The sequence below is a fragment of the Phytohabitans sp. LJ34 genome (assembly GCF_052068095.1).
GTDB lineage: Bacteria > Actinomycetota > Actinomycetes > Mycobacteriales > Micromonosporaceae > Phytohabitans.
Window position 1 is genome coordinate 222,262 of record NZ_JBQHDG010000008.1, and the last position, 19,122, is coordinate 241,383.

A 19,122-nucleotide genomic window follows, 5' to 3' on the forward strand; every position below is an offset into this window, starting at 1 on the left:
GCGGCGTGCGCGTCCATAGCGTCGATTCCATGATCCTGTCGACGCACGCTGATGTCCTCGCCCAGCAGTCCGATCCGCCGGAGGGCGGCCTCGTCGGACTCGTCACCGATCTGGTGGAGCGGCTGGGCGGGCCCGGCGCCGGCCTCGCAGTGGCGCTGGAAACCTCTTTCCGCCGATCCCGAGCGAGGTGATCCTGCCGCTGGCCGGGTTCACCGCGAGCCAGGGCGAGATGAGCCTGTTCGGCGCGATCGCCTGGACCACGCTCGGCTCGGTCGTCGGCGCGCTCGCGCTGTACTACATCGGCGCCGCCCTCGGGCGCGATCGGATCCGGGCGATCGCGGCGCGGCTGCCGCTGGTGAAGGTCGGCGACATCGACCGCACGGAGGCGTGGTTCGCGCGGCACGGCGGCAAGGCGGTGTTCTTCGGGCGGATGATCCCGATCTTCCGCAGCCTGATCTCGGTGCCGGCCGGCGTCGAGCGCATGCCGATCGGCCGGTTCCTGCTCTACACCACGACCGGCAGCCTGATCTGGAACACGGTGTTCGTGATGGCCGGCTACCTGCTCGGCGAGAACTGGCAGTCGGTCGAGGGGTACGCCGGCGTGTTCCAGAAGGTCGTGATCGTCGCCTGCGCGCTGGCGGTGGGCTGGTTCGTCATCTCCCGCCTGGCCCGGCGGCGCCGGGGGCGCGACACCCCGGAGCCCGTCCCGGACGGGCGCGGCACGCTCTACGGCACGCCGCGCCGGCCCGGTCGGGACGCCTGAGCCGCCAGCCCGCCGGCGAAGGGGCCGGGCGGGTCAGAGGAAGAGGCCGCCGGTGGCGCGGATGTTCTGGCCGGTGATCCACCGCCCGTCGGGGCCGGCGAGGAACGCGACCACCGCGGCGATGTCGTCCGGCGTGCCCAGCCGGCCCAGCGCGGTCAGCAGCGGCGCCTGCGCGAGGTTTTCCGGCGGGTTCGTGGCGCGCAGCAGGTCGGTGTCGGTGGCGCCGGGCGAGACCGCGTTGACCGTGATGCCCCGCCCGCCGAGCTCGCGGGCCGCCACCATCGTGAACTGCTCCAGCACCGCCTTGCTCGCCCCGTAGAGCGCGTGCCCAGGTGACGGCACCACGGTGTTGAGCGTGGAGATGTTGACGATGGCGCCGCCGTCGCGCATCACCGCGGCGGCCTCCCGCATCGCCAGGACCGGAAACTTGGCGTTGACGGTCATCACGTGGTCGAAATCGGCGGCGGTGAGCTCGGCGAGCGGGTGGCGGGGGTTGATGGCGGCGTTGTTGACGAGGATGTCGAGGCCGTCGCGCACCGGCCCGAACATCACCTCCACCGCGCCGACCTCCGCCTGGTCGGCCCGGACCGCGACCGCGCCCGGCACCTCGCCGGCCAGCTCCTCGCCCGCGGCCTTGCTGTCGCGATAGGTGAACACCACGCGGGCGCCGTCCCGGGCCAGGCGCCGCACGATCGCCCGGCCGATCCCCCGGGTACCACCGGTCACCAGCGCGGTCTTGCCGTCGAGGCTCATGGCTCCGGACGCTAGCGGGGTGCGAGCTCCCGGTATTGAAGGAATGCGCAGAGCCGCGCGGGGGTCAACCCGGCCAGCGCCCGCACCTCGCGGCTGAAGTGCGGCTGGTCCGCGTATCCGCTGTCCGCCGCCGTCGCGGAGAGGCCACGGCCGTGGGCCAGCATCCACACCGCCCGCTGAAACCGGGCCACCCGCGCGACCGCCGCCGGCGAGAGCCCGATCTGCCGGCGAAACCGCGTCTCCAGGCTGCGGCGGCTCACGCCGAGCTCCGCGGCGAGCGCGCCCACCCTCGGCGCGTCGGGCCGCTGGAGGCGCGCCCACGCGTGCAGCGCGAGCCGGTCGGTGCTCATCGCGCCGACGCGCGCGGCCAGCACCTCGTCGAGCACCGCGAAGCGCGACGGCCAGTCGGGAGCCGCGTCGAGCCGCTCGGCCAACGCCTCGCCGCCGCCGCCCAGCACGTCGGCCAGGGGCACGGCCGCGCCGGCCAGCTCCCGCATGGGTACACCGAGCAGCGCGCTCACCCCGAGCGGCGTGAGCCCGACCGAGACGCCGTGCCCCCACCGGGTCCGCTCGAACACGGCGGGGTCACGTCTCGGCCCGGTCACCACCCGCCCGCCGGCCTCGTAGTCGAGGATCATCGTGGTCGAGTTGACCGGCAGGATCCGGTGCGCCAGGGCGGCGCCGTCGCCGGAGCGGAAGCCCGCGTAGCCGAGCACGTACGGCCGCAGCCGCGGATGCGCCCGCCCGGCGAACGTCTCGCACGGCGCGAGCTGAGGCCGCGCCGGCACGGAGTGCAGATGGCCCACGAGCCCATGATGCCCCGCGCCCCGCCGACCGCCACCGAGGACGCGGACGGCATAGATTCGTCCCATGGCTGACGCTGTCGTGATCCCCGGCCGCCTGTACGGGCCGGGCGCGCCCCTGCCGATGTACGCCGGCGACGTGGCCGAGCGGCGCGGCGCCACCCTCCACCGGTTCGAGTGGTCGCGGCGGTCGCCAGACCCGTTTCAGCCGTCGATCGAGCAGTGGGTCGCCGACGAGGTAACGCCGGTGCTCGACCGCCTCGGCGGCCGGCCACTGCTGATCGGCAAGTCACTCGGCACGCACGCGGCCACCCTCGCCGCCGACCGGTCCCTCCCGGCGGTGTGGCTGACCCCGGTGCTCACCGTGCCCTGGGTGGTCGACGCGCTCGGCCGGGCCACGGCGCCGTTCATGCTGGTGGGCGGCACAGCCGACAAACTCTGGGACAGCGCCGTCGCCCGCCGGCTCACCCCGCACGTCTTCGAGGTGGCGGACGCCGACCACGGCATGTACGTACCAGGCCCCCTCACCGACTCGGTCACGCTGCTGGCCCGCGTGGTGGTCGCCGTCGACGACTTCCTCACCAAGATCGCCTGGCCCGCCTAGAGGTCTCGGCCCGCAGGAGCCTCGCGCGGTGCGGCGGTGTTTGTCCACAATGCCTGTTGCCGAGCAGGCGGCGGGAGATCAAAATAGGACTTCCGTCGCCCTGAGTAACCGCCGCGGTCGTATGCGCGGCCCAAGTTTCGAGATCTTGGAGAGTTACGGCGTCATATCAACCCTAACTGTCCTAGATCTGGAAGTTCTCACCTGATCCGGCTGACGCTGCGTCACAGACGGTGGCCGGCGAGTCCGGCCCACCCCGCGCGGGCAGGAAATCAATGTGGTGCCGTGGGCCCTTGCCGGTCCTGTCCCCCGCGTGTCTCGGATTGCCCAGGTCAACGCCTTGATCAACTTAGGGTGAGTTGGCACTGAGCAAGATCAGGTCGAGCGACGAGCGCCCGTAGAGACCTTTCGGAGTCAGGGTTCGCGGGCTCGGCCACAACGCGCGATCAAATCCGAGGCAGAATTTTTCCCAGGTCCGTGTCAGCGGCAGACCGTATGCTCCCGCGGGCACCGCTCCCGGCCGGCGGCTCGCCAGGGCGAGCCGAAATCCCCGGCCGTCCACTGCCATCTGCGCGGGGCAAGCCCCTACCTACGACCTCCCGCCCACTAGACAGGGGAGATTCCGGACCAACCATGTGAGGGATCCCGCCCCTCTGCGAGCGGAGGCCGTCGCGCGGCAGCTCAAGCCTGCTCCGAATCGAGCATTCGAGACCGCGGCGACCCTAACACCGAAAGATCTCTAGAGCTGGGGAAACTGGCGGGTCGGGCGCTCGTCGGTCTCGAAGATCTCGATGGCGCTGCCGACCAGCCGCGGGTCCGGCGCGCTGACCAGCTCGACGTCCTTGTTGTCGTACGGGAACAGGCTGAGCAGGTGGCGCATGGCGTTGACCCGGGCCCGCTTCTTGTCGTTGCTCTTGATCACCGTCCACGGGGCGTCGGCGGTGTCGGTGTAGAAGAACATCGCCTCCTTGGCCTCCGTGTACTCGTCCCAGCGGTCGAGCGAGGCGAGGTCGGTCGGGGAGAGCTTCCACTGGCGCACCGGGTCGACCTGGCGGATGACGAAGCGGGTCTGCTGCTCGCGGCGCGACACGGAGAACCAGAACTTGACCAGGTGGATGCCGGACCGCACGAGCATCTGCTCCAGCTCCGGCGCCTGTCGCATGAACTCCAGGTACTCGGTGCGCGTGCAGTACCCCATGACGCGCTCCACGCCCGCCCGGTTGTACCAGGAACGGTCGAACAGCACGATCTCGCCCGCGGCCGGGAGGTGGGCGACGTACCGCTGGAAGTACCACTGGGTGGACTCCCGCTCGCTGGGCTTCTCCAGCGCCACGACGCGGGCGCCGCGGGGGTTGAGGTGCTCCATGAAGCGCTTGATGGTGCCGCCCTTGCCGGCCGCGTCCCGCCCCTCGAAGAGGACGACCAGCCGCGTGCCGGTGGCCTTCGTCCAGTTTTGCAGCTTGAGCAGCTCGATCTGGAGCAGCCGCTTCTCGCGGTCGTAGTCGGCGCGGCTCATCCGCTCCTCGTACGGGTATCCCTCCCGCCACGTGTCGACCGGCTCGCCCTCGTGGTTGACCAGCACCGGGTCGTCGTCATCGTCGTCGACCACCTGGTAACCACCGAAGCGCTCCAGCAGCGACTCGTTCGTGTCGGCCATGCGATCACGCTAAAGCCTGCGGCGCGGCCGTGCAGAGGGTCGGCGGCGCATGTTCACCTGGCGGCCACCACTACGCTGGCAACCATGCGGGTGGTGATCGCCGGAGGGCACGGGAAGATCGCGCTGCGGCTGGCGGCGCGGCTGGCCGCGCGGGGCGACGAGGTGGTGGGCCTGATCCGCAATCCGGACCACGCCGCCGAGGTCCGCGCCGCCGGCGCGACCCCGGTCGTGCGCGACCTGGAGGCGGCCACGCCCGAGCAGGTGGCCGCCGACCTGGGCGGCGCCGGCGCGGTCGTCTTCGCGGCCGGCGCCGGGCCGGGCAGCGGGGCGGCGCGCAAGGACACCGTCGACCGGGCCGCCGCGGCGCTGCTGGCGGACGCCGCGCGGCTCGCCGGCGTGCGGCGGTACCTGCTGATCTCCTCGATCAACGCCGACCGGCCGCCGCCGCCCGGCACCGACGAGGTCTTCGCCGCCTACCTGCGGGCGAAGGCGGCCGCCGAGGAAGACCTGCGCGCCCGCGACCTGGAGTGGACCGTTCTGCGCCCGGGCCGGCTGACCGACGAGCCGGGCACCGGCCGGGTGTCGCTGGCGCCGAAGGTCGCCCGCGGTGCGATCAGCCGCGACGACGTCGCCGCGGTGCTGGTCACCCTGCTCGACACGCCGGCCACCGCCGGGCTCACGCTGGAGCTGGTGGGCGGCGACACCCCGGTCGCCGAGGCGGTCGCCGCCACCCTGGGAACCTAACCGGTCCTTCGTGCGCCTCCCACGTGTGACGGTGGCCCCGGAGGTGCGCGATGGCGAGACGTTCGACGTGGTGTACACGGCCCACTATGTCCCACTCGTCCGCCTCGCCTACCTGACGACCGGCACCCTGCCCGCCGCCGAAGACGTGGTCCAGGACGTGTTCGCCGAGTGGTTCCGCCGGGTCGACACGGTGCGCGACCCGGCCGCCTACCTGCGCCGCGCCGTCGTGTCACGGTGCACCTCGTGGGTGCGCCGCCGCATCCTCGAACGCCGCCACGGCGCCACCGCCCACCTCGACGCCGCCACCCCGCCGGACGTCGACACACCGGCGGTCCGGGCCGCGCTGCTGCGGCTCAACCCGCGCCAGCGGGCCGCCGTCTTCCTCCGCTTCTACCTCGACCTGCCGGAGCAGGAGATCGCCGCGGCGCTCGGCTGCCGGCCGGGCACCGTCAAGTCGCTGCTGCACCGGTCGCTGGCCGTCCTGAGGGAGCACCTCGATGAGCACTGACCCGCACGCCCGGATCGCGGCGGCGGTCCGCGCCATCGCCGACGCACCGCCCGTCACGCCACCGCCGCCGGGCGCGCTCCGCGACCGCCCCGCGCGCGCCGCGTCCCGCCGGGCGGCCCCCGCGCTGGCCGCGGCCGCGGTCATCGCCATCGCCGCCGTGGTCGCCCTTCTTCCATCCAGGGGTACCGGCGATCCCGCACCGGGATTCGCGGACGGTCCCGCCGCGGCGACGCTGCCCGCCACGTTCGCCGGGATGTCGCCGCTGACCGCGGCCGTCAGCGACGCGCCACCCGGTCCGGTGATCGCGCTCTACGGGCAGGGCTCGCTCGGCACCCAGCACCTCGGCACGAGCCAGGTCCTCGTCACCGGCGTGGACGGCCACACGTACCGGCGGCTCGACGAGGCCGAGAAGTCCGGCTCGGACGGGGCGGACGGCGAGTGGCACGCGGCGCCGAGGTTGCTCTCCCCCGGCGGCGAGCGGGTGGCGCTTGGCGACGACAGCACGACGGCCGCGCGGGTCGAGCTGGTCGACCTGTCGACCGGCCGGACCACCTCGCGAGCCGTCCCGCCCTCCGGCTCGGTGGTCCCGGTGAGCTGGTCGCCGGACGGCGAGCGGCTGCTGCTGGCCCGGAGCGGCGCGCGGCCCGACGAGGAAAGCATCGGCAAGCTGGAGCTGCTCGACCTGGCCACCGGTGCCGTCACGCCAGCCGGCGAGACCACCGGTCCGATGTGGACGGGATCGTTCTCGCCGGACGGCACCCAGGTCGCGATGCCGTCCAAGAGTGGACTGTCGATCGTCGGCCCCGTACGCCGGCGGCTCCCGCTCGGCCCCAACCAGTCGCTGGTCCAAGGGCCGAGCTGGTCGCCGGACGGCCGCCTGCTGGTGCTGTCCGAGGCCGACGGCACGTCTGTCCGGCTCGCCTTCGCCGACGCCACCGCCAGCGCCCGGCCGGTGCCACCGCCCATCACGGTGCGCGGCGACGGGGTACCCGACTTGCTCGGCTGGCGCACCGCCGACACCATGCTCGTCGGGATCGACGACGACGGCCACTACGAGATCGCCGAGATGTCCATCCACGGTGGACAGCCGCGGGTCGTCAGCCGGATCTCGCACGGCCCGGCGCACCTCGCCCGGGTCACCCGGATCCAGCTCGCCGCCGACCTGGTCGCCGGCGCCGAGGTGCGGGACACCGGCGGCGCCGACCGCGGCCCGTGGCCGATCTGGTGGCGGGTCACGGTCGGCGCCCTCGTGCTGCTCGCCGGCTTCGTGGCCTGGCGGGTGGCGCGGCGCCGGCGGTACGCTCCGTCCACAATCGTGGAACAGGCGGTGCCCGATGACGACACGCACGGTAAATCGTGAGCGCTTGGCCTGGGACGCGGCCCGCATCGTGGTGCGCGTGCTCTGCTCCGACCAGGTCGGCCGGTGGCTGCACGAGCAGATGGCCATCCGGCTCGGCCCCGCGCCGGCGGCGGCCCTGGTCGAGTCCCGGCTGCGCATGTGGGCCAGCGCGAGGCTCGACGCACCCCAGGTCGAGGCCGGCGTCTGGCGGGCCAAGCTGGCCGACCTCCTGTCCGAGGACGCCTCGTTGGCACAGCCGCTCCAGGAGATGATGGCCGAGGCCGTCGAGCGCCTGGCGGTCGCCACCGATGTCCGCGTCCACGGTGAGACACCGCCGGCGCCGCCCGGCCCCCGCGTCATCGATTTGGACCGCCACCGCTGACTCGCATACGTTCGGCGCATGCCGACACCCGCTGAGCTGCTGCTGGTCGCCATCGTCGAGATGGCCGACGGCCACACCGAGGCCGGACAGCGATACGAGGACGAGGTGCTGGCGTTCCTGCCCCGGCACGGCGGGTCGCTGGAGAGGCGCATGCGCGCCACCGACGGCCCGACCGAGGTGCACGTGATCCGGTTCGCCTCCCGCGACGGCTACGACGCGTTCATGGTTGACCCGGAGCGCCGCGCCCTCCGCGAGCGCGCCGGCGCGGCCGCGCCCACGACCCGCGTCATCGAGGTCCGCGACCTGTAGGGGCTGAGCTCAGCCGGCCGCTGGGGCGGAGGAGGCGCGGACGACCAGCCGGCAGGGCACCGTGTGGATGCCGGGCTCGGTGGTGCCGCGCTGGATCGCCTCGAGCAGCAGCGCGCCCGCGGTGCGGCCGACCTGCTGGAGGTTGAGGTCGACGCTGGTCAGCGCGGGCCGGCAGCCCTCGGCCGTGGGCAGCCAGTTGTCGACGCCGACCAGCGCGATGTCCTCCGGCACCCGCCGGCCGCTGTCGCGCAGGCCCTCGGCCACGCCGCGGCCGATCGCGTCGCTGCCGCAGAAGACGGCGTCGACCTCGGGGTGTTCGCGGACGAGGGAGGCGGCGGCGAAGCGGCCCCACACCTCGCTCCACCCGCCGTACCACGGCTCGCCCACCAGCTCCAGCCCCGCCTCGCGCAGCGCCCGGCCGGTGCCGTCGACGCGCGTGCGGACCGAGGCATGGCCGTGCGGGCCGGTGACGTGGGCGATGCGGCGGCGGCCGGTGCGCAGCAGGTGCTGGACGGCCAGCGCGGCGCCGCCCTCCTCGTCGACCACCACGCTGGAGTCGGCGGGGTCGGCCGAGCGGGCGAACGCGTACACGATGGGCACCGGCACCGTGCCGGACAGCGGCGGCCGCGGCTCGGTGCGGCGGCCGGCCACGATGATGCCGTCGACCCGCCGGCGGACCAGGCTGCGCACGTAGTGCTGCTCGCGGATCGGGTCGTCGCGGGTGTCGCAGACGAACGCGAGCGTCTCGTCCCAGCCCAGCGCGTCCTCGGCGCCGGAGAGGATCGGCAGGCTGAAGCGTCCATGGTGGTCGGTCATGATGAGGCCCACCGTGTACGTGCGGCCGCTGTGCAGGCTGGCCGCGACGGCGCTGGGCACGAAGCCGAGCTCCTGCGCGGCGGCCCGCACCCGGTCGCGGGTCTCGGCGCGCAGCTGCCCGCGGCCATTGAGCGCCTTCGACACGGTGCCGACCGAGACGCCGGCCCGCCGGGCCACGTCGACGATGCCCACGCGGGGCCGCCTGCCTGCCATGTGCCAAACCGTACAGACGGAAAACCTTTGCCTCAAGTGGGCCGTTGACGGGCGCCTTCAGCGCTCGTAACCTACGCGAAACCACGTCGATATGCCGGCAACTTTTTCCGCACCACCCTTGTTAGCGTTCACACGGAGGCCGCTATGCCGAAGACCGCCGCCGTCCTGGCCACCGCCGTCCTCGTCGGCGCCACGGCCTTCGCCGTCCCGGCCAGCGCGGCCGCGCCCGCTCCCCTGCTCCACTACGAGTTCGACGCCGGCGACCTCGCCACCGGCACCGTCACCGACTCCTCCGGCAACGGGCTCGACGGCACGCTCGTCAACGGCGGCACCGCCTCCCTTGTGGACACTCCCGGCGGCGGCCACGCGATCGACCTGCCCGGCGGGGCGCCCACCTCCACCGGCGCGTACGTGCGGCTGCCCCGCGCCCTCCTCGAAGGACGCACCGACCTGACCGTCCAGACGCGCGTGCGATGGGACGGCACCACCGCGCCGTGGCAGTGGATCTACGCGCTCGGCAAGGACACCAGCCGCTACATGTTCTCCACGCCGTACAACGGGGACGGTCGCCTGCGCACGGCGGTGACGTCCTCGTTCGCCGGCGGTGAGGCGCAGGTGACCGGCTACGCCCCGCTGCCCGCGAACGCCTGGAAGACGCTCACCGTCACGCTCGACACCGCCGCCGACCGGGTGACCACCTACCTCGACGGTGCGGCGGTGGCGTCCGCGCGCACCACCGTCAGCGCCGCCGACCTGATCGACGCCGCCACCACCGGCGCCGGCTTCATCGGCCGTTCGTTCTACCAGGACCCGCTTTTCGACGGCGCGGTCGACGACTTCCAGGTCTTCGCCGCCGCACTGTCCGCGCAGGAGGTGGCCGAGATCGCCGGCACCGAGCCGCCCACGCCCACCGGGCTGGCCAACACCGCGTTCGACGTCCGCACCACCATCGGCGTCGCGCCGCAGCTGCCGGCCGCCGTGCGCGGGACGTTCTCCGACGGGTACGACCGCGACGTGCCGATCGCGTGGTCCCCCGTGGACCCGGCCGACTACGCGGCGCGCGGCACGTTCACCGCGAACGGCACCGCGGCGGGCCGGGCGGTCACCGCGACCGTCACGGTGATCCGCGAGGGTGAGCTGAGCATCGACCTCGGCACCGACACCGGCGCGTTCCACGGCGGCGCCTCGGGCACCCTCTACGGCCTGTACGGACCGGGCGTGCCCACCAACAACCTCATCGAGGGCATGCGCCTGCGCACCGTGGCGACCAAGGCGCAGGACGGGGCGCAGCACCCCGGCGCCGACGCGCTCGAGGTGGTGCGGCCGCTCGCGGACAGCACCGACGGCGACGTGTACATCTACATGACCGACATCCACCGTGGCTTCCCGTACCAGTGGCCCGGTAGCACGCCCGACGAGAAGTTGAACTTGTTCAAGGAAAAAATCGCCAAGCAGGTCGACCAGGTGTTGACGATGGCGCCCGAGTACCGGGACAACATCGTGTTCGTGCCGTTCAACGAGCCCGAGGGCAACATGTTCGGCACCGGCGAGTGGTCCTACAACCGCGTCAGCTGGCTCAGCGACCCGACCGACTACTTCCGCGCCTGGGACGACGTGTACGCGCTCATCAAGGGCAAGATGCCCGGCGCGCGCATCGCCGGCCCGAACACCAGCGTGCTGTACGCCCAGGTGAAGGGCTTCCTCCAGCACACGAAGGCGGCGGGCACGGTGCCGGACGTGATGACCTGGCACGAGCTGAGCCACCCCGAGCAGGTGCGCCAGAGCGTGCGGCGCTACCGCCAGTGGGAAAAGGAGGTCCTCGGCGACCGCCAGCTGCCGATCAACGTCAACGAGTACGCCTTCAACTACCACACCTCCGTGCCCGGCCAGATGATCCAGTGGATCTCGGCGATCGAAGAGTCCAAGGTGGACGCCGACATCGCGTACTGGAACATCGACGGCAACCTCAGCGACTCGGCCGTGCAGGCCAACCGGGGCAACGGGCAGTGGTGGCTGTTCAACGCGTACGGCGGGATGACCGGTCACACCGTGCAGGTGACGCCGCCCTACCCGGGGCAGAACTACACGCTTCAGGGCGTCGCCACCCTCGACCCCGGCAAGCGGCAGGCCCGCGCCATCATCGGCGGCGCCGGCGGCGCGGCACACATCCGCTTCGAGCGGGTGCCGAAGAACGTGCTCGGCCGCACCGTGCACGCGTACATCCGGGAGATCCCGTGGACCGGCCAGATCGGCGACTCGGCGCAGCCGCGGGTGGTGGCCGAGCGCGACGTGCCGGTCAAGGACGGCGCGGCCGTCTTCGACTTCGGCAGCGGCGACCTGCCCCGGCTGGTCGAGTCGTCGGCGTACGAGATCGTGCTCACCCCCACCGGCGCCCGGGGTGCGACGTCCCCCAAGCCGCAGCTCTGGGAGGGCTCGTTCGAGGCGGAGGACGCCACCTACACCGGCGGCGGCTACAGCCGCAACGGCCCGGAGGGCTCGCCCGCCGACGTGTCGAAGTTCTACACCTCCGGCGGGTTCGACGTCGGCGGCCTGCGCACCGGCAGCGACGGCCGGCTCGACTTCACCGTCGACGTGCCCACCACCTGGCGGTACGACCTGCGCGTCTTCGCCAACTCGTTGAACACGTACGACCTGGTACGCGAGCAGGGTCCGACCAACGTGTTCCTGCGCGTGGACGGCGGCGCCGAGCAGGAGATCTACCTGCCGCTCGGCTACAAGTGGGTGGTCTGGGACCACACCGACACCACCGTGGAGCTGACCGCCGGCCGGCACACGATCTCGCTCGCGGCGCGCAGCGCCGACGGGAGCCGGGCCACCAAGGGCGACGCGATCGTCGACCGGATCACCCTCGGGCTGCCCAACCCCGCCGCGGCCACCTCCGTGTACCAGGCGGAGCTGGCCGACCTGCGCGGCGCCCGTCCGGTCTACAGCGCGCTCGGCAGCGGGGTCCCGCTCGGCCCCGGCCAGTCCGCCACGTTCTGGGTGTACTCGGCGACGGACGGCGAGTCCACACTGGACCTGTCCGCGATCGGCCTGGCGAAGATGACCGTCAACGGGATCGAGGTGCCGAGCCCGCGCGCGGCGGTGTCCCTCTCCGGTGGCATCAACAAGGTTGTCGTCACGGGGCTGGCGGTGGTCGACCGCCTTTCCGTGACGCCGTCCGCCACGCACCTGCCGGCGACCACCCACGAGGCCGAGACCGCCGCGCGCGCCGGCACGGCCACCGTCACGGCCAAGTCCCTCGCCAGCGGCCAGTCGGCCGTGACCGGGGTCGGCGGCGCGCCCGGCAACGGCAACACGCTCACGTTCACGGTGACCGCGCCGCGCGCCGGGACGTACGCGATGCGCGTGCGCTACGCCAACCCCGAGCAGTCGGACGCCACCCACTACAACCCGGACCCGCTCGCCCGGCACGCGGACATCTCCGTCAACGGCGGGGCCGCGCAGCGGGTGCTCTTCCCGCACTCGTTCCACGACAACAACTTCTGGGAGCTCACCGTGCCGGTCCGGCTCGCCAAGGGCGCCAACACGGTCCGCTTCTCCGCCGCCGAGCTGCCCAACTTCGACGGCGAGACGTACGCGTCGGAGACGTTCCCCGGCATCCTCCTGCGCTCCCAGTACGCCCCCGTGATCGACAGGATCACGGTCGCCCCGTTCAGCACGGCGCTCTCCGGGCGGGTGCCGCGCTGAAACAGCCCGCTCGGCGCGGCACTCCCCCGCCGCGCCGAGCCCGTCCCGAGGAGGCACCCCGTGCGATCGCCCCGCGTATCCGCGGCGGCGCTGGCCGCGGCCGTCACGGCCACCGTCGCCTGCGTCGCCCTGACCGAAGGCACAGCCAGCGCCGCCAACTCGACGCTGACCGTCAACGCCGGCAGCCCGTTCCGCCCGGTGAGCCACGTCGCCGCCGGCGGCCTCTACGCCCTGGCGGAAAACAACCGGCCCGCCGACAACATGCTCCTCCCGCTCAAGCTCAACACGCTCACCCAGCCCGCGCCCCGCGTCGGCCAGCGCCCCAACGGCCAGCCGCCCGGCGGCGACGCGCTGCTCGTCGCGCCCCAGGCGACCCGGGTCGGTGCCGCCGAGTACATCCGCATGCCCGACATCTACCCCAACTTCCCGTACCAGTGGGTCAGCTGGAACGACTGGCTGTCCAAGGTGGACACCCAGGTGAACGACCGGCTGGCCGCCACCAGCGTCAGCAACATCGCCGGCTGGGAGCTGTGGAACGAGCCCGACTACACGTGGAACACCTCGGCCGCGGGCGACTTCAACGCCGGCTGGGTGCGCACGTTCCAGCGGGTGCGGGCCCGGGACACGCTCACGCCGATCGTCGGGCCGAGCACGGCCACCTACAACGAGTCGTGGATGCGCTCGTTCCTGACGCACGCGCGTAACACCAACACGCTGCCGGACATCATCTGCTGGCACGAGCTGCAAACCTCCGCCAACATCGCCGCGCACGTCGCCAACTACCGCGCGCTGGAGTCGTCGCTGGGCATCAGCCCGCGGCGGATCTCCATCAACGAGTACGCCACGCCCACCGAGATCGACCAGCCGGGACCGGTGGCCAGCTACATCGCCAAGCTCGAACGGGCCGGCGTGTACGACGCCGAGCGGGCCTTCTGGTACGAGTACGGCACGGTGAACGGGTTGACCGTCAACAACCAGCCGACCGGCAGCTGGTGGCTGTACAAGTGGTACGGCGACATGGCCGGCAACATGGTGAACACGGCGCCGCGCGCGCAGACCGGGCTCGACGGCTTCGCCTCGTACGACCCCACGCGGCGCATCGTCAACGTCGCGTTCGGCGGCGAGTCCGGCACCAACTTCGTGCGCGTCACCGGACTGTCCTCATTGGGCAGCCAGGTACGGGTGCTGGTCGAGTCGACGCCGGCCTCCGGCCGGTTCACCCAGGTCTCCGCGCCCACGACGATCAGCAACACGACCGCGTCGGTGACCAACGGCGAGCTGACGGTCACCGTGCCCAACATGAGCACCACGAGCGCCTACCACATCGTCATCCAGCCGACCAGCGGCGTGCCCAGCTACCAGCAGCGGTACGAGGCGGAGAACGCGGCCATCTTCCGGGCCAACCGCTTCGGCAGCTCCAGCGCCTCCGCCGGCGCCTACGTCGGACAGATCGACAACACCGGCGACCCGCGCACCGCCAGCTACGTCGACTTCATCGTGAACGTGCCGACCGCGCGCGCCTACACGATGCGCATCGGGTACGCCAACGGGACCGGCGCCACCGCGACGCACGGCCTGGCCTACAACGGCGGCGGCTGGTCCACGGTGAGCTACCCGCCCACCGGCGCCTGGGGCCAGTTCGGCGCGACGGTCAGCACCAGCGTCAACCTGCGGGCCGGGTACAACGCGATCCGGCTGGCGAAGGGCGCGCCGTTCTTCAGCGGCGGCACCGGCTACGCCGAGCTCGACTACATCGAACTGACCTGATCCGCGGTCCCCACAAAGCATGGCCGTCGCCGGGCGCGGCGGCCATGCGCCGTCTACGGCACCACGTACTGGAGGCCCACCACGAACTCCAGCGCGCTGGCGGCATCCCAGGTCTTCTGCCCCACGACCCCGTCCGCGGGCAACCCGGCCCACAGCTGGAACGCGCGCACCGATTTGCCCGTGCCGGGGCCGAACATGCCGTCGACGCCGCCCGGCGTCGTCTCCCACAACCCCGCGGCGCCGCTGGTCAGAACCTGTTGCAGGCTCTTCACCGCCGGCCCGGAGGAACCCTCGGACAGGACGGGCATCGGGTTGCCGGTGGGCAGAGCCGCCCACGTGGCCGCGTCGACGACACCCGTCACGGGCAGGCCCGCCTGCTTCTGGAACTCCCTGGTCGCGGTCTCCGTCGCCGGTCCGAAGCTGCCGTCGACCACCAGCGTGGTGTTGGGCGTGCGCCGCAGCGCGCGCTGGGCCTGGCGAACGGCGTCGCCGCTGTCGCCCTTCTTGACGGTCGGCTGGCCAGGGTTCGACATCGGACGGTCCCCCTACGCGGTCGGCACCAGGATGCGCTCGGTTTTGGTCGCACCGACCACCTCGATGCCCTCGGTGCCGGTGACGCTGGCGAGATCCAGCTCCACGGAGTACGGCACGGAGCTGATCGGCTGCGTGGGGCGCGGCCCGCCGTCATCGCCGGTGGAGCCGACGACCTGGATGCCCCAGTACACCGGCCGGCTGACGTAGGTCAGCGGAACGAGCGAGACCGCCATCGGGAAGGTGGTCACCCCGCTGACGACGAGGCGGGGACGCGGTGGATGGATCATCGGTGTGATGACGTCGGCCCGCTCGAAGTCGATGAGGCGGTCGACCCGCCCCGCACCGGCGGCTGGATCCTCGGCACCCATGCGACCATCTCCCCGCGGGCAGACCGAATGTACAGCGGTCTATGCCAGGGTAAGGGATGACGGGGCCTTGTCCAGGGCGTCAGCGCGGAGTGGCACGGACCAGCGGCAGCGGCTCGGTCTGGCCCTCCCAGACGCCGGTCAGGGGTGCTGGGTCGCGTGGCGCAGCAGGGGCCATGCCGTGACGATGTCGCCGTGACGCCGGCGTAGACGGATGGGGCGTAGCGTCGGCGGGTATGGCCGATGCAGCAGAGGTCTACCGCGCCCGCCCCACCGACGCGGAGATCGCCGAAGTGCTCTCCCAGCGAGCCGTCGCCGCCCTCGGCACGCTCAACGCCGACGGCTCGATCCACCTGACCTACGTGATCTTCCTGCACCACGAGGGCCGCGTGTACTTCGAGACCTCGTCAGTGACCCGCAAGGCCCGCAACGCCGAGCGCACCGGCCGGGCTTCGGTGCTGGTCCAGGGGCACGCGTCGAGCGGGCGCAGCCTGATGGTGTCGTTCGAGGGCACCGCGCGGGTCATCCGCGGGCCCGGGGCGCAGGAGCTCAACCACCGGTTGCGGGCCAAGTACATCAAGCCGGACGCCCTGGCCGACGTCGACCGGGCCTGGGGCCGCCTGGACGACGTCGCCATCGAGATCACGCCGACGGCACGGCGGGCCTGGTCCGGCTCCGCCCTGCACGAGGAGACGCAGCGCGAGCTATCCGTGCCGTACGGCGAGATCTGGCTAGGGGACTAGCAGGAGCACCTCCCGGGTCTTGGCGGCGTCGCGGGTGACGAGGCGGTAGGTGCCCGAGTCCGTGGCCTCGATCCGCCACTCCGCGCGCACCCCGAAGAGGCGGCGGCCGTGCCGGTCGACGATCCGGTAGAAGCCGTCGCCCGCGTGGACGAAGCGCCACGTGCGGCCGACGCGGGTGGTGTTGGCCGGGTCGGTGACGATTACGTCGCCGGCCGGCTGGAGGCGGAACTGCTGGCAGGCGTCACCCCGCCAAGTGGACGTCACCACGGCGCCGCCACATGCGTCCAGGACGCGGCCGGCGATCTTGTTTTCGATCCGGGACCAGCCGGCGTCGGTGGGCAGGGCGCGCAGCTTCTGGCAGTCGTTGTCGAGCCAGCCCCACTGGGCGACCCGGGCGCCGTCGGCGTCGACGCAGGCGGCGACCTCGGCGACCTTGTTGCTGTGCCGGTTGAGCAGGCTCGACCAGCCGGCGCCGCGGTACTCGAAGCGCCACTGCTGGCACGGATCCGCGGACGCGGGGGCGGCGAGCCGGATGTCGGCGCCCTCGTAGCCGCAGGTCGGGTTGGCCAGCACGCCGCCGCCGGCCCGGTCGACGAGCGTCATGTAGGCGGGGCCGTGCCCGAAGCCGCGGTTGCCGCTGAGCGGGTCGCCGAGCCTCGGCCAACCGCCCTCCCACGAGACCGGCCGGACCGAGCCCTTGGGCAGCGCTCCGTCGGCCGCGTCGTAGTAGTGGTGGACGTAGAGGGCGCCCGCGTACACGTCGCCGCCGCCGGTGCCCTGGAAGCCGTTGTATCCGCGCAGCAGCACGGTGCCGCCGCCCTGGAGCATCGGCACGCCGTCACGGTCGACGTAGGGGCCGTGGATGCTCGTGGCGCGGCCGACGACCACCTGGTAGTCGGAGTTGACGCCGCGGCAGCAGAAGTCGAAGCTGGCGAAGAGGTACCAGTATCGTCCCTTGCGGACGATCGACGGGCCCTCGATGGCCGCGCCGCCGCGAGAGGCGAGCGAGTAGAGCGTCGGGTCCACACTCGACAGCAGGCCGGTCACCCGGTCGAGGCGGCGCATCTTGATGCCGTCCCAGAACGAGCCGAACGACAGCCACGGCACCCCGTCTTCGTCGAAGGCGACGTCGGCGTCGATGGCGTTGAAGTTGTCGGTGCCGCGCGAGCGGAGCACCATGCCGCGGTCGACCCACCGGTAGTCGGGGCTGGCCGGGTCGAGGGTGGCGTTGGTGGCAAGGCCGATGACGGAGTTGTTGGTGCCGAACGACGAGGCCGCGTAGTACAGGTGGTACTCGCCGTCGAAGTAGTTGAGGTCGGGCGCCCAGAAGTCGCCGGGCGTGATGCCGAGCTCGTCGACCACCCACTGCGGCGGGGTCGCGAAGACCGTGCCGAGGAACTCCCAGTGCACCAGGTCCTTGGAGCGGCGGATCGGCAGGTACGTGCGGGTGCCGATGTCGCCGGTGATGATCTCGTAGTAGTAGCGGCCCTGCTTGAGGAGCGTGGGGTCGTGGGCGATGGGATCCGGCGACGTCGCCGCCGAGGCACTGGTGGGCACCAGCATGACGGCGAGTGCGGCCAGCACCGCCAGCGCGCGCCTCATCGCGACACCTCCAGGCGGACGGCGCTCCACGAGACCGGCGGCAGCACGACCCGCAGCGCGGCGCCGTCGACGGAGACGGCTTCCGCCGCCCGGAGCGTGACGCGGTCGGGCTCGTCGACGGTGTTGGTGGCGCGGATGTCGTCGTCGGCCAGCGTCCACGCCTCGGCCAGGCGCCGCTCGCCGTCGAAGAGGTGCAGGTCCACGGTCAGCTCCACGGGGTCGCTCTGGTCACGGTTGACGGCGAAGACGACCACGTCGCCGCTCTCGGCATCGTAGGTCGCGACGGCGTCCACAAGGGACACCTCGCCGTGCTTCGCGGTCGCGTAGGTGGGCGCGTCGAGCCGGGTGTGCAGCACGCTCCCCCGGGCCAGCGCCGCGGTCTTCGCGAACGGGTGGAAGATGGTCTGCCGCCACGCCGGCCCGCCCGGCTCGGTGCGGATCGGCGCGATGACGTTGACGAGCTGCGCCTGGCAGGCGGCGGTGACCCGGTCGCTGTGCCGCAGCAGCGAGATGAGCAGGTTGCCGACCACGACCGCGTCGGCCACGTTGTACTCGTCTTCGATGATCCGTGGCGCGACCGGCCACCCGTCGTCGCCCTCCTGCCCCTGGAAGCGGGACAGGTACCAGACGTTCCACTCGTCGAAGGAGATGTTTATCTTCTTCTTGCTCCGCAGCCGGGCACCCACGCTGTCGGCGGTGGCGACGATGCTGTCGACGAAGTGGTCCATGTCGACCGCGCTCGCCAGAAACGAGCCCAGGTCGCCGTCGACCTCCTCGTAGTAAGCGTGGCAGGAGACGTAGTCGACCACGTCGTACGCGTGCTCCAGCACCGTGGTCTCCCAGCTGCCGAACGTCGGCATCGACGAGCTGGAGCTGCCGCACGCGACAAGCTCCAGCCCCGGCTCGGCCGAGCGCAGCGCCCGCGCGGTGGCGGCGGCGAGCAGCCCGTACTCGTGGGCGGTCTTGTGCCCGGTCTGCCAGGGGCCGTCGAGCTCGTTGCCGAGGCACCACATCGTGATGCCGTACGGCTTCGCCGCGCCGTTCGCCCGCCGCAGCTCGGACAGCGCCGTGCCCTCCGGGTGGTTGACGTACTCGTGCACGTCGAGGGCCTCCTGCACGCCGCGGGTGCCGAGGTTCACCGCGTACATGATCTCGACCTCGGCCTTGCCGGCCCACCGCACGAACTCGTCGATGCCAACCTCGTTGGTCTCGATGGAGTGCCAGGCGAGGTCGCGCCGGCGCGGTCGCCGCTCGCGCGGGCCGACGCCGTCCTCCCACCGGTACCCGGAGACGAAGTTGCCGCCCGGGTAGCGCACCAGCGTCACGCCCAGCTCCCGGGTCAGCGCGAGCACGTCGGTGCGAAACCCGTCCTCGTCGGCGAGCGGGTGACCCGGCTCGTAGAGTCCGGTGTAGACACACCGCCCGAGGTGCTCCACGAAGGAGCCGAAGGTGCGGCGGCGGACCGGGGCCACGACCGCGGCCGGGTCGAGGACGCAAGATGCAGCGCGCATG

General features: G+C 72.4%; 17 protein-coding genes and 1 pseudogene. 10 read left to right on the forward strand and 8 right to left on the reverse strand.

Features of this window, described 5'->3' with window-relative positions:
• The first annotated feature begins 29 nt into the window (after window positions 1-29).
• Window positions 30-763 (forward strand): annotated as a pseudogene (locus tag ACTMTJ_RS16855) (DedA family protein).
• Window positions 764-796: 33 nt separating this feature from the next.
• Here ACTMTJ_RS16855 and ACTMTJ_RS16860 read toward each other — a convergent pair.
• Window positions 797-1,516 carry an SDR family oxidoreductase gene (locus tag ACTMTJ_RS16860; RefSeq protein ID WP_441217505.1) on the reverse strand — a complete coding sequence of 240 codons (720 nt, stop codon included), beginning with the start codon at window positions 1,514-1,516 and terminating at the stop codon, window positions 797-799.
• 11 nt (window positions 1,517-1,527) lie between these two features.
• Window positions 1,528-2,322 (reverse strand): helix-turn-helix domain-containing protein, encoded by a 795-nt coding sequence (locus tag ACTMTJ_RS16865; protein WP_441217507.1) that lies wholly within the window; start codon window positions 2,320-2,322, stop codon window positions 1,528-1,530.
• 64 nt (window positions 2,323-2,386) lie between these two features.
• On the opposite strand from ACTMTJ_RS16865, the gene ACTMTJ_RS16870 reads away from it, so the two are divergent.
• A complete protein-coding gene (locus tag ACTMTJ_RS16870) occupies window positions 2,387-2,923 on the forward strand; it encodes an alpha/beta hydrolase (protein ID WP_441217509.1) in 537 nt (178 codons plus the stop codon).
• A gap of 736 nt (window positions 2,924-3,659) precedes the next feature.
• On the opposite strand, the gene ppk2 is transcribed toward ACTMTJ_RS16870, so the two are convergent.
• Window positions 3,660-4,577, reverse strand: a complete 918-nt coding sequence (ppk2, locus tag ACTMTJ_RS16875; RefSeq protein ID WP_441217511.1) for a polyphosphate kinase 2 — start codon at window positions 4,575-4,577, stop codon at window positions 3,660-3,662.
• Window positions 4,578-4,661: 84 nt separating this feature from the next.
• Between ppk2 and ACTMTJ_RS16880 the strand changes: the two genes are divergently transcribed.
• Genes ACTMTJ_RS16880 through ACTMTJ_RS16900 form a run of 5 tightly spaced genes read left to right on the forward strand, consistent with a single transcriptional unit; the run spans window position 4,662 to window position 7,859 of the window.
• Window positions 4,662-5,321, forward strand: a complete 660-nt coding sequence (locus ACTMTJ_RS16880) for an NAD(P)H-binding protein (RefSeq protein WP_441217512.1) — start codon at window positions 4,662-4,664, stop codon at window positions 5,319-5,321.
• Window positions 5,322-5,331: 10 nt separating this feature from the next.
• Window positions 5,332-5,829 (forward strand): sigma-70 family RNA polymerase sigma factor, encoded by a 498-nt coding sequence (locus tag ACTMTJ_RS16885; protein ID WP_441217514.1) that lies wholly within the window; start codon window positions 5,332-5,334, stop codon window positions 5,827-5,829.
• The gene (locus ACTMTJ_RS16890) at window positions 5,819-7,189 is read left to right on the forward strand and encodes a WD40 repeat domain-containing protein (RefSeq protein ID WP_441217516.1); all 1,371 of its coding nucleotides are present in this window, start codon (window positions 5,819-5,821) and stop codon (window positions 7,187-7,189) included. Before ACTMTJ_RS16885 ends, ACTMTJ_RS16890 begins: the two co-directional genes overlap by 11 nt.
• Window positions 7,190-7,193: 4 nt before the next feature.
• The gene (locus ACTMTJ_RS16895) at window positions 7,194-7,550 is read left to right on the forward strand and encodes a hypothetical protein (protein WP_441217518.1); all 357 of its coding nucleotides are present in this window, start codon (window positions 7,194-7,196) and stop codon (window positions 7,548-7,550) included.
• An 18-nt stretch (window positions 7,551-7,568) separates the two neighbouring features.
• Complete coding sequence (locus ACTMTJ_RS16900; protein WP_441217520.1) at window positions 7,569-7,859, forward strand: hypothetical protein; 291 nt, start codon at window positions 7,569-7,571, stop codon at window positions 7,857-7,859.
• Between the two features lie 9 nt (window positions 7,860-7,868).
• Here the strand turns inward: ACTMTJ_RS16900 and ACTMTJ_RS16905 are convergent, their stop codons facing one another.
• Complete coding sequence (locus ACTMTJ_RS16905) at window positions 7,869-8,888, reverse strand: LacI family DNA-binding transcriptional regulator (RefSeq protein WP_441217522.1); 1,020 nt, start codon at window positions 8,886-8,888, stop codon at window positions 7,869-7,871.
• 144 nt (window positions 8,889-9,032) lie between these two features.
• On the opposite strand from ACTMTJ_RS16905, the gene ACTMTJ_RS16910 reads away from it, so the two are divergent.
• Together ACTMTJ_RS16910 and ACTMTJ_RS16915 are read left to right on the forward strand one after the other, a co-directional pair.
• Window positions 9,033-12,599, forward strand: coding sequence for a LamG-like jellyroll fold domain-containing protein (locus tag ACTMTJ_RS16910; protein ID WP_441217524.1), 3,567 nt, complete (start codon window positions 9,033-9,035; stop codon window positions 12,597-12,599).
• Between the two features lie 60 nt (window positions 12,600-12,659).
• Entirely contained in the window at window positions 12,660-14,366 is a 1,707-nt protein-coding gene (locus ACTMTJ_RS16915; RefSeq protein ID WP_441217526.1) for a CBM35 domain-containing protein, read from the forward strand.
• A 53-nt stretch (window positions 14,367-14,419) separates the two neighbouring features.
• Here the strand turns inward: ACTMTJ_RS16915 and ACTMTJ_RS16920 are convergent, their stop codons facing one another.
• Both ACTMTJ_RS16920 and ACTMTJ_RS16925 read right to left on the reverse strand, forming a co-directional pair.
• Window positions 14,420-14,899 (reverse strand): peptidoglycan-binding domain-containing protein, encoded by a 480-nt coding sequence (locus ACTMTJ_RS16920; RefSeq protein ID WP_441217528.1) that lies wholly within the window; start codon window positions 14,897-14,899, stop codon window positions 14,420-14,422.
• Between the two features lie 12 nt (window positions 14,900-14,911).
• Window positions 14,912-15,268: a hypothetical protein gene (locus tag ACTMTJ_RS16925; RefSeq protein ID WP_441217530.1), complete on the reverse strand. Its 357-nt coding sequence runs from the start codon at window positions 15,266-15,268 to the stop codon at window positions 14,912-14,914.
• A gap of 233 nt (window positions 15,269-15,501) precedes the next feature.
• Here ACTMTJ_RS16925 and ACTMTJ_RS16930 point away from each other — a divergent pair, with 233 nt between their 5' ends.
• Window positions 15,502-16,008, forward strand: coding sequence for a pyridoxamine 5'-phosphate oxidase family protein (locus ACTMTJ_RS16930; protein ID WP_441217532.1), 507 nt, complete (start codon window positions 15,502-15,504; stop codon window positions 16,006-16,008).
• Here the strand turns inward: ACTMTJ_RS16930 and ACTMTJ_RS16935 are convergent.
• Window positions 15,997-17,610, reverse strand: coding sequence for a family 43 glycosylhydrolase (locus tag ACTMTJ_RS16935; RefSeq protein ID WP_441217534.1), 1,614 nt, complete (start codon window positions 17,608-17,610; stop codon window positions 15,997-15,999). The two genes, ACTMTJ_RS16930 and ACTMTJ_RS16935, sit on opposite strands and share 12 nt — an antisense overlap.
• Window positions 17,607-19,121: an arabinosylfuranosidase ArfA gene (arfA, locus tag ACTMTJ_RS16940; protein ID WP_441217536.1), complete on the reverse strand. Its 1,515-nt coding sequence runs from the start codon at window positions 19,119-19,121 to the stop codon at window positions 17,607-17,609. Before arfA ends, ACTMTJ_RS16935 begins: the two co-directional genes overlap by 4 nt.
• Between the last annotated feature and the right edge of the window lies 1 nt (window position 19,122).

Bases quoted from the DNA above. Each gene is read 5' to 3' on its own strand.
- ACTMTJ_RS16920 (WP_441217528.1), bottom strand. From the start codon at position 14,899: ATGTCGAACCCTGGCCAGCCGACCGTCAAGAAGGGCGACAGCGGCGAC.
- ACTMTJ_RS16870 (WP_441217509.1), top strand. From the start codon at position 2,387: ATGGCTGACGCTGTCGTGATCCCCGGCCGCCTGTACGGGCCGGGCGCG.
- arfA (WP_441217536.1), bottom strand. From the start codon at position 19,121: ATGCGCGCTGCATCTTGCGTCCTCGACCCGGCCGCGGTCGTGGCCCCG.
- ppk2 (WP_441217511.1), bottom strand. From the start codon at position 4,577: ATGGCCGACACGAACGAGTCGCTGCTGGAGCGCTTCGGTGGTTACCAG.
- ACTMTJ_RS16900 (WP_441217520.1), top strand. From the start codon at position 7,569: ATGCCGACACCCGCTGAGCTGCTGCTGGTCGCCATCGTCGAGATGGCC.
- ACTMTJ_RS16880 (WP_441217512.1), top strand. From the start codon at position 4,662: ATGCGGGTGGTGATCGCCGGAGGGCACGGGAAGATCGCGCTGCGGCTG.
- ACTMTJ_RS16910 (WP_441217524.1), top strand. From the start codon at position 9,033: ATGCCGAAGACCGCCGCCGTCCTGGCCACCGCCGTCCTCGTCGGCGCC.
- ACTMTJ_RS16925 (WP_441217530.1), bottom strand. From the start codon at position 15,268: ATGGGTGCCGAGGATCCAGCCGCCGGTGCGGGGCGGGTCGACCGCCTC.
- ACTMTJ_RS16930 (WP_441217532.1), top strand. From the start codon at position 15,502: ATGGCCGATGCAGCAGAGGTCTACCGCGCCCGCCCCACCGACGCGGAG.
- ACTMTJ_RS16890 (WP_441217516.1), top strand. From the start codon at position 5,819: ATGAGCACTGACCCGCACGCCCGGATCGCGGCGGCGGTCCGCGCCATC.
- ACTMTJ_RS16905 (WP_441217522.1), bottom strand. From the start codon at position 8,888: ATGGCAGGCAGGCGGCCCCGCGTGGGCATCGTCGACGTGGCCCGGCGG.
- ACTMTJ_RS16860 (WP_441217505.1), bottom strand. From the start codon at position 1,516: ATGAGCCTCGACGGCAAGACCGCGCTGGTGACCGGTGGTACCCGGGGG.
- ACTMTJ_RS16935 (WP_441217534.1), bottom strand. From the start codon at position 17,610: ATGAGGCGCGCGCTGGCGGTGCTGGCCGCACTCGCCGTCATGCTGGTG.